At 46.2% G+C, this 16,035-nt stretch carries 13 protein-coding genes; all 13 read right to left on the bottom strand.

Annotated features, from left to right (window positions below):
* Nucleotides 1–7: 7 nt before the first annotated feature.
* On the bottom strand, nucleotides 8–1,096 hold the full coding sequence (serC, locus tag MKZ12_RS09235; protein WP_339240891.1) for a 3-phosphoserine/phosphohydroxythreonine transaminase: 1,089 nt from the start codon (nucleotides 1,094–1,096) through the stop codon (nucleotides 8–10).
* A 362-nt stretch (nucleotides 1,097–1,458) separates the two neighbouring features.
* Nucleotides 1,459–2,883, bottom strand: coding sequence for a type I glutamate--ammonia ligase (gene glnA / locus MKZ12_RS09230; RefSeq protein WP_074094318.1), 1,425 nt, complete (start codon nucleotides 2,881–2,883; stop codon nucleotides 1,459–1,461).
* Nucleotides 2,884–3,294: 411 nt separating this feature from the next.
* On the bottom strand, nucleotides 3,295–4,359 hold the full coding sequence (gene aroF, locus MKZ12_RS09225) for a 3-deoxy-7-phosphoheptulonate synthase (protein ID WP_150364800.1): 1,065 nt from the start codon (nucleotides 4,357–4,359) through the stop codon (nucleotides 3,295–3,297).
* Between the two features lie 283 nt (nucleotides 4,360–4,642).
* Nucleotides 4,643–5,596, bottom strand: a complete 954-nt coding sequence (locus tag MKZ12_RS09220) for a 4-hydroxy-3-methylbut-2-enyl diphosphate reductase (RefSeq protein WP_339240888.1) — start codon at nucleotides 5,594–5,596, stop codon at nucleotides 4,643–4,645.
* A gap of 67 nt (nucleotides 5,597–5,663) precedes the next feature.
* The gene (locus tag MKZ12_RS09215; RefSeq protein ID WP_339240886.1) at nucleotides 5,664–7,124 is read right to left on the bottom strand and encodes a HAMP domain-containing sensor histidine kinase; all 1,461 of its coding nucleotides are present in this window, start codon (nucleotides 7,122–7,124) and stop codon (nucleotides 5,664–5,666) included.
* Nucleotide 7,125: 1 nt separating this feature from the next.
* Entirely contained in the window at nucleotides 7,126–7,815 is a 690-nt protein-coding gene (locus tag MKZ12_RS09210) for a response regulator transcription factor (protein WP_339240884.1), read from the bottom strand.
* 174 nt (nucleotides 7,816–7,989) lie between these two features.
* Complete coding sequence (locus MKZ12_RS09205; RefSeq protein ID WP_339240882.1) at nucleotides 7,990–9,657, bottom strand: trypsin-like peptidase domain-containing protein; 1,668 nt, start codon at nucleotides 9,655–9,657, stop codon at nucleotides 7,990–7,992.
* Between the two features lie 148 nt (nucleotides 9,658–9,805).
* On the bottom strand, nucleotides 9,806–10,468 hold the full coding sequence (locus tag MKZ12_RS09200) for a response regulator transcription factor (RefSeq protein ID WP_339240881.1): 663 nt from the start codon (nucleotides 10,466–10,468) through the stop codon (nucleotides 9,806–9,808).
* A gap of 17 nt (nucleotides 10,469–10,485) precedes the next feature.
* Nucleotides 10,486–11,511, bottom strand: coding sequence for a sensor histidine kinase (locus MKZ12_RS09195; RefSeq protein WP_339240879.1), 1,026 nt, complete (start codon nucleotides 11,509–11,511; stop codon nucleotides 10,486–10,488).
* Nucleotides 11,512–11,514: 3 nt separating this feature from the next.
* Nucleotides 11,515–12,543, bottom strand: a complete 1,029-nt coding sequence (gene liaF / locus MKZ12_RS09190) for a cell wall-active antibiotics response protein LiaF (RefSeq protein WP_339260054.1) — start codon at nucleotides 12,541–12,543, stop codon at nucleotides 11,515–11,517.
* Nucleotides 12,544–12,740: 197 nt separating this feature from the next.
* Nucleotides 12,741–12,956, bottom strand: a complete 216-nt coding sequence (locus tag MKZ12_RS09185) for a hypothetical protein (protein ID WP_339240876.1) — start codon at nucleotides 12,954–12,956, stop codon at nucleotides 12,741–12,743.
* Nucleotides 12,957–13,067: 111 nt separating this feature from the next.
* Nucleotides 13,068–13,850: a 3D domain-containing protein gene (locus MKZ12_RS09180; RefSeq protein ID WP_339260052.1), complete on the bottom strand. Its 783-nt coding sequence runs from the start codon at nucleotides 13,848–13,850 to the stop codon at nucleotides 13,068–13,070.
* 177 nt (nucleotides 13,851–14,027) lie between these two features.
* Complete coding sequence (thrS, locus tag MKZ12_RS09175; RefSeq protein ID WP_339240873.1) at nucleotides 14,028–15,965, bottom strand: threonine--tRNA ligase; 1,938 nt, start codon at nucleotides 15,963–15,965, stop codon at nucleotides 14,028–14,030.
* Nucleotides 15,966–16,035 lie beyond the last annotated feature (70 nt).

Here is a 16,035-nt window from a genome sequence, read left to right as displayed (position 1 = left end):
TACTTAATTATCCATTTGTCTTCTGGAAGTGACTCATGAAGTCTGTCAGTGCCTTAACACTCTCATAAGGAGCCGCATTGTAAATGGAGGCACGTAGACCACCCACACTGCGATGTCCCTTCAGACCTACGAATCCTTCTTCCTCCGATGCCTTGATGAACTTCTTCTCCAGTTCCTCCGAAGCAAGACGGAAGGTTACATTCATCAGGGAACGATCTTCCGGTTCCACACAACCACGGTAGAAATCACCGGAAGCATCAATTGCGTTGTAAAGCAATTCAGCTTTTTTCGTATTTTTTTGCTCAATACCAGTTAATCCGCCCTGTTCTTCAATCCATTTCAATACTTCATTTACCATATATACTGAGAAGGATGGCGGCGTATTGTATAGGGAGTTGTTGTCTACATGCGTACTGTAACGAAGCATGGTTGGAATCGTTTTAGGCGATTCACTCACCAGTTCCTCACGAGCAATCACAACCGTAATCCCCGATGGTCCCAGGTTCTTCTGTGCACCTGCATAGATCATACCAAACTGATTGAGATCGAATGGTTTACAGAAAATATCACTCGACATGTCGGCAATCAGAGGTACTGAACCGGTATCCGGGAATGACTTAAATTGCGTACCTTCAATCGTTTCGTTGGAAGTAAGATGCACATAAGCCGTACGTTCAGGCAGGCTCAGATTCGAAACATCCGGCAATTTCATGAATTTCTCTGCTTCCGAAGATGCAGCAACATGTGTCTCGCCGATCAATTTCGCCTCAGACAGAGCCTTCTTGGCCCAGCTGCCGGTCATCACGTAACTTGCAGTCTGACCTGCACCGAGCAGATTCATTGGCAACATCGCGAACTGAGTGCTTGCACCGCCCTGCAGAAAGAGAACCTTGTATCCTTTTGGATTGCCTAGAAGCGACAACAACCGCTCCTGAGCTTCATTATGTACAGACTCATACACCGCTCCACGGTGAGACATCTCCATAATCGACATGCCTGTATTACGAAAATCTACAAATTCCGCCTGTGCACGCTCCAGTACCTCAAGTGGTAACGCCGCAGGTCCTGCATTAAAGTTATACGCTCTTTTTGTCACAAAATCCCCCGCCCTTTCCATCCGTAACTCTGACATACAAACAGCATTTTGCACAATTCGATTAGACTCGCTCACGGGTATAAGATATAGACAAATTGAATAATTTTGATCTATATCTTACTTATTGAAAGTCGCTCTATGGATTTGTGCGAAATGCACTCAAAGTGAATATTATCGCTATGATATCAGTATTCTCTATCTGCTTCAAGGGCAATATGCACTGAAGTGTTCAATTCAGGCCATCAAATTCCTTTATCACCCTGCAAAGTTAAAGCACTACATTGTTTAATTCAAGGAAAAGCCCCCGAGATTGTGTCCCGGAGGCTTTAAGTTGCAACAAGTTCTGTTCCGACCCCGACCGATTAGCAGTCGAAGTAAAGGCTGTACTCGTGCGGATGAATGCGGATCGCTACTGCTTTCGCTTCATCGCGCTTGAGGTTGATGTAGTTTTCAATGAATTCTTTTGTGAATACGCCGCCTTCAGTCAAGAACTCGTTATCCGCTGCCAATGCATCCAGTGCTTCTTCGAGGGAAGCTGGCACACTGCGGATATTTTCTTTATCTGCATCAGACAGGTCATAGATGTTTTTGTCGAGCGGACCATATCCAAGTTCAGTTGGGTTGATTTTGCGTTTGATTCCATCCAGACCAGCCATCAACATTGCGGAGAATGCCAAGTATGGGTTAGCTGTGGAGTCTGGTGTACGGAACTCGATACGACAACCTTTTGGTGTCACAGCTGCAACCGGAATACGAACTGCTGCGGAACGGTTACCTTTGGAGTAAACCAAGTTAACTGGTGCTTCGTAACCAGGTACAAGACGTTTGAACGAGTTTGTACTCGGGTTAGTCAAAGCGATCAGTGCCGGAGCATGGTACAGGATACCGCCGATGTAGTGCAGAGCCATTTCACTCAGGTTAGCATATCCCGCTTTGTCATAGAACAATGGGGAATCGCCATCAAAGATGGATTGGTGAACGTGCATTCCGCTACCATTATCACCGAACAATGGTTTTGGCATGAATGTTGCTACTTTACCATATTGACGTGCAGTGTTGTGCACGATGTATTTGTATGCAAGCAGGTTATCTGCTGTTTTCTTCAGTGTATCAAAACGGAAGTTGATTTCGGCTTGACCTGCTGTCGCCACTTCATGGTGATGACGCTCAATCGACAGACCCGCTTCTTCCAAAAGGCGACACATTTCGCTACGAATATCTTGTTGTGTATCGACTGGAGCTACTGGAACATATCCACCTTTAGTGCGTACTTTGAAGCCCAGGTTTCCGCCTTCTTCTTTGCGGTTCGTGTTCCATGAAGCTTCTTCGGAATCTACGTAGTAGGAAGAGCTGTTCGTGCCGCTCTCATAACGTACATCGTCGAAGATGAAGAACTCGGATTCAGGTGCGAAGAATGCCGCTGTACCTACACCGCTTTCTTGCAAATAAGCTTCTGCTTTAACAGCGATGCTACGTGGGTCACGCTCATAACGCTCGCCGTCTGGAGTGAAGATATCACACATAACATTTAATGTAGGGTGTGCAGTGAACGGATCGACATAAGTCGCTTCAGGGTCTGGCATCATAACCATATCGGACTCTTCAATTCCGCGGAAACCTTGGATAGAAGAACCGTCAAAAGCTACTCCATTTACGAACGTGTCTGCATCAACAGCCGAAGCTGGCAAGGAAATGTGATGTGCACGACCAGCTAAATCTACAAAACGAAAATCTACCCACTCGATGTTGTTCTCTTGAATTGATTTCAATACGTTTTCAACCGACATGTATTCGTCCTCCCAAATATTCCGAACATTAAACAACCCCACTAAGAAAATGTCTAAATTCGAATTTTTTTCTGTCGTCATTATAAATTTTAAAACCTGACATCGTCAATACTTATGTAAGGTATTTTTTGCGAGTATGTTAGCTATACTCACATTTTATAAATAACGTAAATTCACATAACAACACATTTGATATACATTTAACTGGTTTAATGCGGTAAAGCGACCCCTTTTTTATCCTAAATCATGGAAAAAACTTCACATCATAAATGTTTCTTATCACTATTGATTAATAAATACGTTCAAAACTGCAAAATATGCAAAAAACCGAGCATCTATCTGATTCCGTCGCAATAAACGAGACCAGATGAGATGCCCGGATTATGTTCCAGACTTTGACTATGAATTCTATTATACGCCTACACGTGCCGGGAAGAATGCTGCTGGTTGTTTAGCTGTACTGAATGATTTACCCACGATTGGTGCCAATTTCTCCAGATCCTGCAACAGGTTCGCGAATTGATCAGGGAACAAGGATTGCACACCATCTCCTGTCATGGAGTTATCCGGATCAGTATGCATTTCAATGATCAGGCCATTGGCACCCGCAGCAACAGAAGCTTTTGTCATCGGCTCCACCAGTTCACGTCGTCCAGTACCATGGCTCGGGTCAGAAATAACCGGCAAATGGCTCAGAGACTGTAGAACAGGGATCGCTGACAGGTCAAGCGTATTACGTGTGTAAGATTCAAACGTACGAATACCACGTTCACACAGCATGACATTTGGATTACCACCCGCAAGAATGTATTCTGCCGCATTCAACAACTCATCATATGTTGCACTGAAGCCACGTTTCAACAATACCGGTTTGCCACACTCGCCCAATTTGCGCAGCAGGTCAAAGTTCTGCATGTTACGTGTACCTACTTGCAGAATATCTGCGTACTCGGCGCAAATATCCACATACTCAGGTGTCATGACTTCTGTAATGGTCAGCAGGTCATGTTTCTTACCTGCCTCCGCCATCATGATCAATCCCTCTACGCCCGTTCCCTGGAAGCTGTAAGGACCTGTACGCGGCTTAAATGCACCCCCACGTAACACTTGCCCACCTGCAGCTTTTACAAGTCCCGCAATCTCATCAATCTGCGCAGCGGATTCAACTGCACACGGTCCACCCATGACGACAAGTTCTTTTCCGCCAATATCTACACCTTTGATGGAGATCACCGTATCTTCCGGATGGAAGTCACGGCTTGCCAACTTGTAGGACTTCGAGATTTTCACAACATTCTCGACACCTTTCATTTGGCGAAGATGCTCTTGCATTTTAGGTTCAACTTTGCCAATCAACCCAATAATAGTACGATCCTCTCCGCGAGAGATATGCACCTGAAGCCCTTCTTTTTCAATAACTGCTACGATATCCTGAATCTGTTCCTCCGGTGTGGCTTTGCCTGCAATAACGATCATATTAATTCCCATCCTTCCTTGTATGAGAGCACAATAAGTTTCTAACGTGCGTCTGATTAAATATATAAACTCTGTCGCGCTTAAACGCTTGTTCGCTTTTAAGCTTTTATCCGTTAAAGTGAATATACCATAGATCTCCTGTTGCGTCAAGGTACACCTTCTTTATCCTATATTAAAAAGAACCCTGCTCCACAGGCACCAAATTCGGTTCTGCATAACAGGATTCTTCTCATTCACATTTCATTTGCAATTCACATACACGTAGAGTTACATTGCCTTCACACTACGGTGTACGTGTTTTTTCTCTAACTGGGGGCAGCAATTTGCTCATGTTCACGGTACGCTTAATCTCCCACGTCTCCGGCTTGTCATGCTCATACTGCTCCAAGTAAAGGATGACTTCCTTCGTAATCGGTGTAGGTGTTGATGCACCCGAAGTAACCGCCACCTTATTGACACCTTTCAGCCATTCTTGCTGAATCTCGGAGACATCCGATACACGGTAGGCCGTAACCCCCGCGATTTCCTCCGACACTTGTGCCAGACGGTTGGAGTTATTGCTGCGAGGATCACCCACTACAATAACCAGGTCTGCTTGACCTGCCTGTTCAGCAACAGCTTCCTGACGCACCTGAGTTGCGAGACAAATCTCATTATGAATCTCAGCGCCAGGGAACTTCTCCAACAGCCGGCTCATGATGTGTTTGATATCCCACTGGCTCATCGTGGTCTGATTCGTAATAAGGATTTTGCCTGGAGGTATGTTCAGTGCTTCGATCTCTTCTTCCTTCTCGATCAGATGAACGAGATCTGGTGCAACGCCTACGGCACCTTCTGGTTCAGGATGATTCTTTTTGCCGATATAGATGATCTGATAACCCTCTGCCGTCTTCTCCCGAATGAGATCATGTGTCTTGGTGACATCAGGGCATGTTGCATCCACTGTTGTCAGTCCTTTATCCCTTGCCAGCTTACGCACTTCTGGAGATACACCATGAGCTGTAAAAATAATCGTGCCACTCTCCACTTGGCTCAAAATATCCATTCGGTTCGGACCATCCAATGTAATAATACCTTCATCTTCAAAGGAATCCGTCACATGTTGGTTATGCACAATCATACCCAATATATAAATAGGTCGTGGTAAATCCAGATTGCGTGCCGCTTGACGCGCGAGCACCATCGCATCCACAACGCCGTAACAATATCCACGCGGCGAAATTCGTAGTACTTCCACTTGGTTGCCACCCGCTTTCTTTCTCGACAACATTGCCGATGTAATTGCAGTCCTGTCTATTATACCTTTATTCGATAGGCGGAGCAAAGACCACCGGCAACCAGATAATAAAGGTTGTTCCTTCTCCACGTCTGGTTACTACCTCGACCGATCCTTGGTGTTCCTCAATAATCCACTTCGCAATCGAAAGTCCCAGACCTATGCCGGGGGTAGCCCCACGGGATTCATCCGCTCGATAGAAGCGATCAAAGATAAACGGCACTTCATCCCGATCCATGCCAATACCGGTGTCGCTGATGCGTAGTCCCACCTGACCTTTGTATAATACGGCATCCAGCGTTACAGAGCCGTCAGGTGTGTATTTAAACGCATTTTCGATGAAAATAAACAGCATCTGTTGCAGATAGTCCTTGCTACCATTCACATAGATACCATTGAGAATTGACAGATCACCTGTACGCCACTCCGCATGGTGATCCAGGAATTGCGATCTTCGCGCGACTTCCTGTACCAATATCTGCAGCGGGATCGGATTCAGTTCAATTTTTTGCCCTGTATCCGCTCTCGCCAATGACAACATGTCACTGATCAGCCTGCTCATGCGTTTTCCTTCATCGGCCATGTCTTCCAACGCCTCGACGGACATCTGTCTGACCGTTTCTTCATCCAGATTCGGTCGGTCTGTTGCCTCTTGATCCCACAGCTTCTTCAGGAAGTCCACGTTCCCCCGAATGGTAGTCAGCGGTGTACGCAGTTCATGCGATGCATCAGATACAAAGCGGCGCTGGGCAGCATTCGTCTCCTCTAAACCGCGGAATGACAATTCTGTACGCTCAAGCATATTATTAACCGTTTCGATCAGACGCCCGATCTCATCCTTAGGCCCCGCATATTGAATACGTACACTTAGGTCATCTCCTGATTGAATCTGATTTGCGGCATCAATGACATTCACGAGCGGACGCATCGACTTGCGGGCCAGAACAAGACCTGAGGTAATAGCGAGGGCCATCGCTACCAGCCAACCAAAAACCAAAATATTAAGCAACGCTTCCAGCAGGCGCTCCTGTGAACTTACATTGGCTCCTACCTGAAGAATTCCACGTACTTCATTGGTACCTTGAAGAGAAAGGGGGAGCTGATTCACCAGAAACGGTGTGCCATCCACATAGATCTTCGATATGCCACGCTTTTCAAGAATTTCATTGGATTTCAATACCGGAAACTGAATCTGTAATTTCTTCATATTGCCAGAAATTATGCCCGAACGACTCTGATAATCCCAGAGTTGAATATATATTTGAGCCTCTTGAAGCTGGCTCTCTGTAAATGGGTCCAGATCCAACGACTGCGAAAGAGGGTTAACACCAATCTGCTCCGTAATCCGTGCACTCTTCACCTTCAATTGCTGTTCGACTTCCTGGTAGGAGTTAAAATAAACAAAGGCATAGATTACAACGCCCCAAAAAATAAGCACAGCCGCCAAAATGCCAGAATACCATGCGGTTAGTCTTAACCGGATGGACATATCAGGAGTCACCTCTCAGAATATAACCGGCTCCCCGGATGGTCTGGATTAGACGTTTGCCACCGTATTCTTCGGTCTTCTGTCGGAGCATGGCGATGTATACCTCAAGCACGTTAGACTCACCGCTGTAATCATAACCCCAGATTTTATCCATAATCAGATCACGGGACAGTACCCGTCTTGGATTTTGCATAAACAGATTGAGCAGTTCGAATTCCTTGGCAGTCAGTTCCAGACGTTGCCCATCTCGGAGTACTTCACGTGAGTCATTGTCCAAAATGATATCTTCATACATTAAGCGGTTGTCCGGCGTACTTGCGCTATCTGACTTGCGGCGTAGCAATGCCCGGACACGCGCCAATAATTCTTCCAACGCAAAAGGTTTTACAAGGTAGTCATCGGCTCCCGTGTCCAGTCCGGTCACCCTGCTCTGTACCTCGTCCTTGGCAGTCAGCATTAGCACAGGCACTTTGCTGCCTGCTTCTCTCAATCTGCGACATACCTCAAATCCGTCAATCTGCGGCATCATCACATCCAGCACAACAATGTCCGGCTCCTTGTCCATCAGTTTACTAAGGCCTTCGGCTCCGTTGGAAGCAGTCTGTACCTCATATCCTTCAAAAGCCAAGCCCCGGCGGAGCATGGATACAATTTTTTCGTCATCATCCACAATCAAAATAGTTGAGCGCATGGTCTTTCTCCTTTATCCTAACGTTTTATCCCATTGTAACAGGCAGAAGCACAATCTGCATCTTCAAGTAGGCGTCTCAAAATCTTCACTGGTCCTTTGTAACCCTGCTTTATCAGGGCAAAAAAAGCGGAAGGGCCTTCAAACCCTTCCGCTCTTTCGATCCTTACCCAATATTTATGGTTGTTGCTGTTGGGTATCTGTTGTTTGTGAAGTATCAAAATCATTTTTATTGCCGATTTTGATTTTCAGATCCATTTTCTTACCGTCACGAACCACGTTCAATGTCACTTCACTGCCAATTTTCTGTTTCTTGATAAAATCAATCAGATCCTGACTTGTGGCGTACGGCGTACCATTAGCACCAGTGATGATGTCATATGCACGAAGATCTGCTTGGTAAGCCGGTGATTGGAAGATCGTGCTAGCTACGACAGAACCTTCGGTAATGTCTGTTCCCATTTGTTTAGCAACTTCAGGCGTGAGAGCCATCAGAGATGCACCGATAAATGGTACTGGCTCTTTGGGAACTTCTTTGTTCTCTTTGAGATATTTAACGGCTTCAGAGATAACGCTCGATGGGATCGCAAAGCCAATCCCTTGTGCATCTGCGCTTACTGCAACGTTCATTCCGATAACTTCCCCATTCAGGTTCAGCAACGGACCACCAGAGTTACCCGGATTAATCGAAGCATCTGTTTGCAGCAAATGGCTGTACTCACGTGTTTTTCCTGTTTCTTCATCTGGAATGCTGATTGTACGTTCTTTGGCACTCAGCACACCTGCTGTAACCGTGTGTTCGAATCCTTCAGGGTTACCGATCGCTACAAGCCACTCACCGACTTGAGTGCTGTTGGAGTCACCCAGTGGAGCTACAGGGAACGCATCGTCACCACTGTTTTTCTCAATTTTCAGTACAGCTAAATCCAGATCGAAGCTGCTTCCCAGAAGTTTAGCTTCATAAGGTTTACTGTTGTTCTCCAAGGTTACCTGGATTACGTCCGCACCCTGAACTACGTGTTGATTCGTCAGGATATATCCTTCTTTGTCAAAAATGAATCCGGAACCAATGCCTAGGGGTACTAATTGATTACTGCCTTGCTGTTGTTGCTGGCTCTGACCTTGATTGCCTTCCGTTCCGCCCCCATTACCGAAGAAGTATTGGTACAACGGATCACTTGTGTTCGATCCACCCTGACCCATTCCTGTACGCGAGGACTGTTTCGCGAGTGTTTCGATTTTGACAACAGCTGGACTTGTACTCGTCACTACGGAAGAGACATCTTCTTTGCCTGTTGGCAGTAACGATGCTGTCACATTGTTGCCTCCGCCTGTGTTTGTGGACGCTTCCTGTCCCGAGCTTTGATTTTCCGTGTTCGTAAGTGCAGTCTCCGGTGTGAACATATTTGTTCTATCGGCTGTGTACATGAGAACGGTAATGACCAGCATGCCGGCAATAAAAGAGAACAACAGTGATCTTACGGATGAACGCGGCTTGCGGTTATTATAGTTCCAGTTGCCTTTGCCGCCATTCCCTTGATCTCCACCATTACCTGAGCCGTTTCCACCGCCTCCTGTTGATCTTGTCGCTTGCTCGGAGGATTGATTATTGTAGTAAGTAGGTACGGGTCTCACCGGATCAGGTTTTGTAATCTCTACATTTCCTTCTTCACGTTGATTATTGCTTCCCATGTGGTTTGCTGTATCTTCCTGATTCACGGACTGAAAAGGTCCATAAGAATAATAATAGGAGGATTCGTCCGTTCCGGAAGAATTGCGATTCTCCGTTTGTTTGGTTTCGTTTTCCTCGTCTTGACGGTTCGATCTATAATTGCGTTCGTCCATGCCTCTCTACCTCCCAATCTCTTATTCCCAAGAGATATTCTTTAACTGTCCTTATTTTGTACTTTAAACCTTAACCGTACCTTAAAAACAATTAAAAAGGAGATAAAAGCACGGAAGAATAGATTGTTTTTCCCGTCATAACGGGATTTTATCCTTTCGTTTTCACCCAGCCCTGACGATGCGCATAGATTGCCAATTGGGTTCGATCGTCCATCTCACATTTCATCAGCAGGTTGCTCACATGTGTTTTGACGGTTTTGATACTGATATGTAATTCTTCTCCAATGTCTTTGTTGGTCTTCCCCTCTGCAATAAGCAACAGCACTTCCTTTTCCCGTTCAGTCAAGCCAGATTCACTCTCTCTCGCTGTACGTTGCCTGATTCCCCGAGTCAATGCCTGCGACACATCACCTGTCATAACAGGCATGCCTCTGTAAGCCCCTTGAAGAGCATAGATCAATTCTTCAGCAGAGACTGTCTTGAGCACATAACTTACCGCACCCGCTTCAATCGCTTGCACAACAAGATCATCCTCCAGGAAACTGGTGAGCATCACGATCTTCATCCCTGGAAATTCAGTCATGATAGCTTGTGTTGCTTCTGCGCCATTCATGATCGGCATCATCAGATCCATGAGGATCAAGTCGGGCATTTCATTATCATTTAATTTGCGCAACTGATCGAGCGCATCCTGCCCATGGCCTGCTTCTCCCATCACATGAAAAGTAGGTTCCAGCATCAGATACGTTTTCAAGCCCATTCGTACCATGTCATGGTCATCCACAATCATTACGTTTACTTTCCCACTCATTTCGTCTCCCCCTTAATTCATTCAGAAACATTCGGAAATTTCGGGATCAATACCCGTACCGTCGTTCCCGCTCCCGGCTTCGATATAATCTGGACTTGCCCCCCAAGCTTCTCGGCCCGTTCACGCATGGTAGATAACCCATATGAACCTGGACGCTCGGCTTGATGCAAAAATCCCTGACCATCATCGCTGATGCTCATGCTGATCTGATGTTCACTCTCCCGTATGGACAGACTGACCACCCCTGCCTCTGCATGTTTCACAACATTGGCAACCGCCTCCTGAATAACAAGAAACAGCTGGTGCTCAATGGCATCCGAGATTCCGCCATCCAGTTCCAGCTCTTTCACACCTTTAAGACCATTCTGCCGGCAATAATCAGGAAACCAGCTATCCAGTGCCGCGCTGAGATCACGCCCTTCCAGCTCCACCGGTCGAAGTTGGGCAATGAGTCCTCGCATCTGTCGCTGCGCAATATGTGACATCTGAATTAACTGGTCCAGCACTTTACCGCCATGCTCCGGATTCATCTCCAGCAGACGTGGTAAGGATGAAGCCGACATATGCATGGCAAACAGCTGCTGGCTAACCGTGTCATGGAGATCCCTTGCCATTCGTTTGCGCTCTTCAAGCACAGCGCGCTCCGAGGCCTGCTCCTTCTCAATCACTTCCTGCTCACCGAGACGCTGAAGCAGTCTCATCTTTTTCTCAATCGAATCCATCATGACATTGAACTCCTGGTAGACACGACCGAACGAAGCGTCATCCGCTTCAGGCATGCGTACCGCCAGATTACCCTTGGACACTTTCAACATGTTAAGATCGAGCAGGTCGATCTTGCGCTGAAGTCGTAATGCGGCGATATATCCGGTGATAACGGTGGCTAGCACAATAACGGCAACATAGGTCCATGCCCTTTGACGGCCAGCCCCCATCAACACCTCTCCATATAATAGATAGAACCCACCCAGCGTAATCAGACCCGTTAACGCAAAATACATCATCAGTTCCCACTTATTGGCCTTGAGAATTGTTCGAATCATGCATTAACCCACCTTATTAACTTTGACGTCTCCGATAAACACACTTACAATAATGCGCACCTTTTTGCTTGCCTCACGATAATGGGCAGTTTCAGCCTGCGCACTACTCAGGAATCCGCCGCGTTTCTGATTCAACAATGACATGTCTCCAATGAATGAATTCGTCGTCACCGTCACACCCAGGTCCATATCTTCTGGTACAAATACTTTTACATCACCGATAAATGAAGAAATGACAATCTTCGTCTCACCGTATGGAATCTGTGCTTTGGTCAAATCAATAACGGTATCTCCGATAAAGGCCGAGATGTTCATCGGTTTCAACGAGAACACTTCCTGTCCCATATACAAATCCCCAATGAACGCTGATTTATTAATGGTATTGCCACTGCCATAATCCCCATAACCATTCCCGTAGTCATCATCATAATGTTTTTCATATCCAGTATCACTTGAGTTATGCGATTGATATTTCTTCTTATATTGATGCTCTTGTGATGATGAATCTGTTGATCCTGTGAAATGAGGACCATATGAGGCGTTCTTCTGTTCCTGCTTAGGTTTGCCAAAAGTTTTCTCGAACTGTTCGTCAAACGAAGATGGCATTTCCAGATCCTCAGGAGACAACGGTTTATAAGGTTGCTCAGGTGCTGGAGGTGGCTGCATTTTATCATGATGTTTCCGGTCGCGACGTCGTGGCCCAATCAGTACGAATAATCCTCCGCCAATTAGCATAACCGGGATCAGGTAACGGATGAACTCCCCCATGGAGTAATCAATCCATCCCAGGTTACGGGCAAGAAAGTAACCACCAATCCCCAGTACGATGACCGGTCCAATAAAAGCATAACCCCCGTTGCGACGAATCTCGGAGATTCCCTTGGCCCCCCACCAGATTAAAAATAACGGCCAATATGTTCTGAAAATATATCCTACATCAATGTCATATCCCAATTGTCTGAACAAGATCATTGCACCTATAGCAATAAGAGGTATGCCAACCCACCAGCGGTCACGCGTAGATCGTTTCATCGCTCATGTCTCCTTCGTCTTTATTATGTATCCAGTGTAACTCAGACAAGGCAATGAGAACAGCGGCGGCAGGTGGAAGTCATCTCGGTCTCAAGACTGAGATGTGAGGATATTTTTGTAAAAACTTCGCATATGTAAAACACCCTGGAGCTGCTGCTCCAGGGTGCTGAATCATCATTGGGTTAATGAATCTTCATTTATTTTTTGTATTTGGATGCTTTGCCTTGACCTTGGCCAGTTTGGCCTGTGTTTTCTACACCGAACTCGGCATTGAATTTTTCATCAGGTGTTTGGAAATTATCTTGAACTTTGTTTTGAGCGGATTGCTTCACTTTAGATGCTGCATTCTCTTCTCCAAACTCTGCATTGTACTTCTCGTTCGGCGTTTGATACCCTTGTGATTTTTTAGCCACAACGAATCACCTCTCTCTTCATATTTACGATGCATTGCTGCACCGCGGGGTTCGTCCCCAGTCAGTATTATGTGGAGAGAGCACTTCTGTTATTCATGTTCACATGTGAAATTAAATGGCCTTGTCCAACCAAGAATCCGGTACAGATTTGTACACATTGATCGCATCAGCCAAATCGCTGAGCATCTTTTCTGTACACTTTCCAGCGCCTTGCCTGATCACCTGTACCTCCACATCCTTTTTGCCCCACTCCTTATACACTTGCTTGGTTGTCGGGAAATACAGATCAATTTTATTGCCTTTGATCGCCGAACCGGTATCTGCAACAATCCCGTATCCATAGCCCGGAATATATAGAATGGAGCCCATTGGAAACAACTTTGGATCAGCTGCAATCGTGGAGACGGTTTCTTTATCACGGCGTACTTTGACACCGGAATACGTAATTCCGTATTGTGGATGTTTGGGGCCTTTACCTGTAGACTCCACACCTGCCGTATATCCTGTTGCTGTCACCTTCTGTGTGCCAAGAACCTGTTCTGAACGTGGGGCAAGCACAGGCATAGATGGATTACCCACTTGTTTATCTGGAAGCTCCGGCTTTGGAATGACCATCGGTTGTGGTGACCACAGTAAAGCCATGTATACCATGGTTGTCAGTTGGGCCTCATCGCTGTATAGATGGTCGGCCTGTTCCGAAAATTCTTGATTAGACTTGCTCGAACGCTCAATCGAAGTCTCACTGCTTCGACTCTCGACATGAAGTACTGCACTTTCCTCTTCAAATGTATACGCATCCGCCTGATTCAGGCTGATCATTATTCCGGCGAACATTACACAACCAACCAGTAAACACCGTATCGTTTTCTTTTGAATTGAGAATTGCTTTTTCATTGTACAACCTCCCCCTCACTGCAAAGGTTTTCCAAAAAGCAATTAATCTATACTTTTCAAAATTGAAAACGACGAAAAAACGCCTGAACAACAAGGGAGTTCCCAAGTTACTCAGGCGTTTATTCAGATAAATCAACTCAGCTTATGCAATGGTTATCCCATAAATCAATGGTTCATTTACACCAAACGTGTTGCAATTTCCTCTTTCAATTGTGCAATAATTTCATCGACCGGTTTCATGCCAAGATCGCCTTCTCCACGCTTACGCACGGATACCGCTTCTGCATTACGCTCATTCTCACCGACAACAAACATATAAGGCATTTTCTCAAGCTGCGCCTCACGGATTTTATATCCAAGCTTCTCATTCCGCAGATCAGCTTCAGCAGAGATTCCCGCACGTTTCAGCTTCGCTTCCACTTCACGCGCATAATCGTCGAAGTTTCCGGATACCGGGATCACTTTGGCCTGAACCGGAGACAACCACAGCGGGAAAGCTCCTGCAAAGTTCTCCAGCAAGAATGCTGTGAAACGTTCCATCGTACTGATTACACCACGGTGAATAACGACCGGACGATGTTTCTGTCCGTCATCTCCCACATATTCAAGCTCAAAGCGCTCAGGCAACAGGAAGTCCAGTTGGACTGTAGACAATGTCTCTTCTTTGCCCAATGCTGTTTTGATCTGCACATCCAGCTTCGGACCGTAGAACGCAGCTTCACCTTCTGCTTCATAGAATGGAAGGTCAAGCTCTTCCACAACTTCACGCAGCATGCGTTGGGACATCTCCCACATCTCGTCGTTCTGGAAGTATTTCTCGGTATCCTTCGGATCGCGATACGACAGACGGAAACGATATTCGTTGATACCGAAATCCTTGTACACGGTTTGAATCAACTCGATAACACGAGCGAACTCTTCTTTAATCTGATCCGGGCGTGCAAAAATGTGTGAGTCATTCAGAGTCATTGCACGTACACGGTGCAGACCTGTCAACGCTCCTGACATTTCATAACGGTGCATCATGCCAAGCTCGGCAATACGGATTGGCAGATCACGGTAGCTGTGCATGCTGGACTTGTACACCATCATATGGTGAGGACAGTTCATTGGACGGAGAACGAGTTCCTCGTTATCCATAACCATTTTCGGGAACATATCTTCCTGGTAGTGCTCCCAGTGTCCAGATGTCTTGTACAATTCCACGTTACCCAGAACCGGTGTGTATACATGCTGGTATCCAAGGCTTTCTTCTAGATCCACAATATAACGCTCCAGGGTACGGCGCAGCTTCGCACCGTTAGGCAACCAGATTGGCAGACCTTGGCCAACCAGTTGGGAGAATGTGAACATTTCGAGCTCTTTACCCAGCTTGCGGTGATCCCGTTTGCGAGCCTCTTCGAGGAAGTGCAAATGCTCGTCCAGCTGTGCTTTTTTCACAAAAGCCGTACCATAGATACGTTGAAGCATTTTGTTTTTGCTATCTCCACGCCAGTAAGCACCCGCGACATTCATCAGTTTGAACACTTTGATTTTGCTAGTCGATGGCACGTGAGGACCACGACACAAGTCGAAGAATTCACCTTGCTCGTAAATCGTGATCACGCTGTCTTCAGGCAAGTCACGAATCAACTCAAGTTTGTAGGGATCGCCCACTTCTTCGAACGTTTTGATCGCGTCCTCGCGGCTAACTTCCTTACGTACAATTGGCAAGTTCTCGTTTACAATACGCTCCATTTCCTTCTCGATCTTTTGCAGATCTTCAGGATTGAGCGGGTGTTCGAGGTCCATATCATAGTAAAAACCATCTTCGATGACCGGGCCAATACCAAGGCGTACCTCTTGGTTACCAAATAAACGTTTCACTGCTTGAGCCATCAAGTGAGCTGTACTATGACGCATCACTTCAAGTCCTTCTGGTGAATCCAAAGTTACGATCTCCACCAATGCTCCTTCATGAAGTGTTGTGGACAAGTCCACCACGATACCATCCAGCTTGCCGGCTACGGCATTTTTGCGCAATCCGCTGCTAATCGAAGCCGCTACGTCCTCAATGGTGCTGCCATCCGCGTACTCACGTACCGAACCATCCGGTAATTTAATGTTAACTGCCATTTGTCTCATTCCTCCTGTTAATGTAACCTTCATGTCCTAATGTTCATGGATTGATTATCTAATGCTATTC

Source organism: Paenibacillus sp. FSL R5-0713 (assembly GCF_037973325.1).
Taxonomy (GTDB): domain Bacteria; phylum Bacillota; class Bacilli; order Paenibacillales; family Paenibacillaceae; genus Paenibacillus.
The sequence above is the reverse complement of the archived record's forward strand: the minus strand, read 5'-3'. Positions and strand labels throughout refer to the sequence as shown.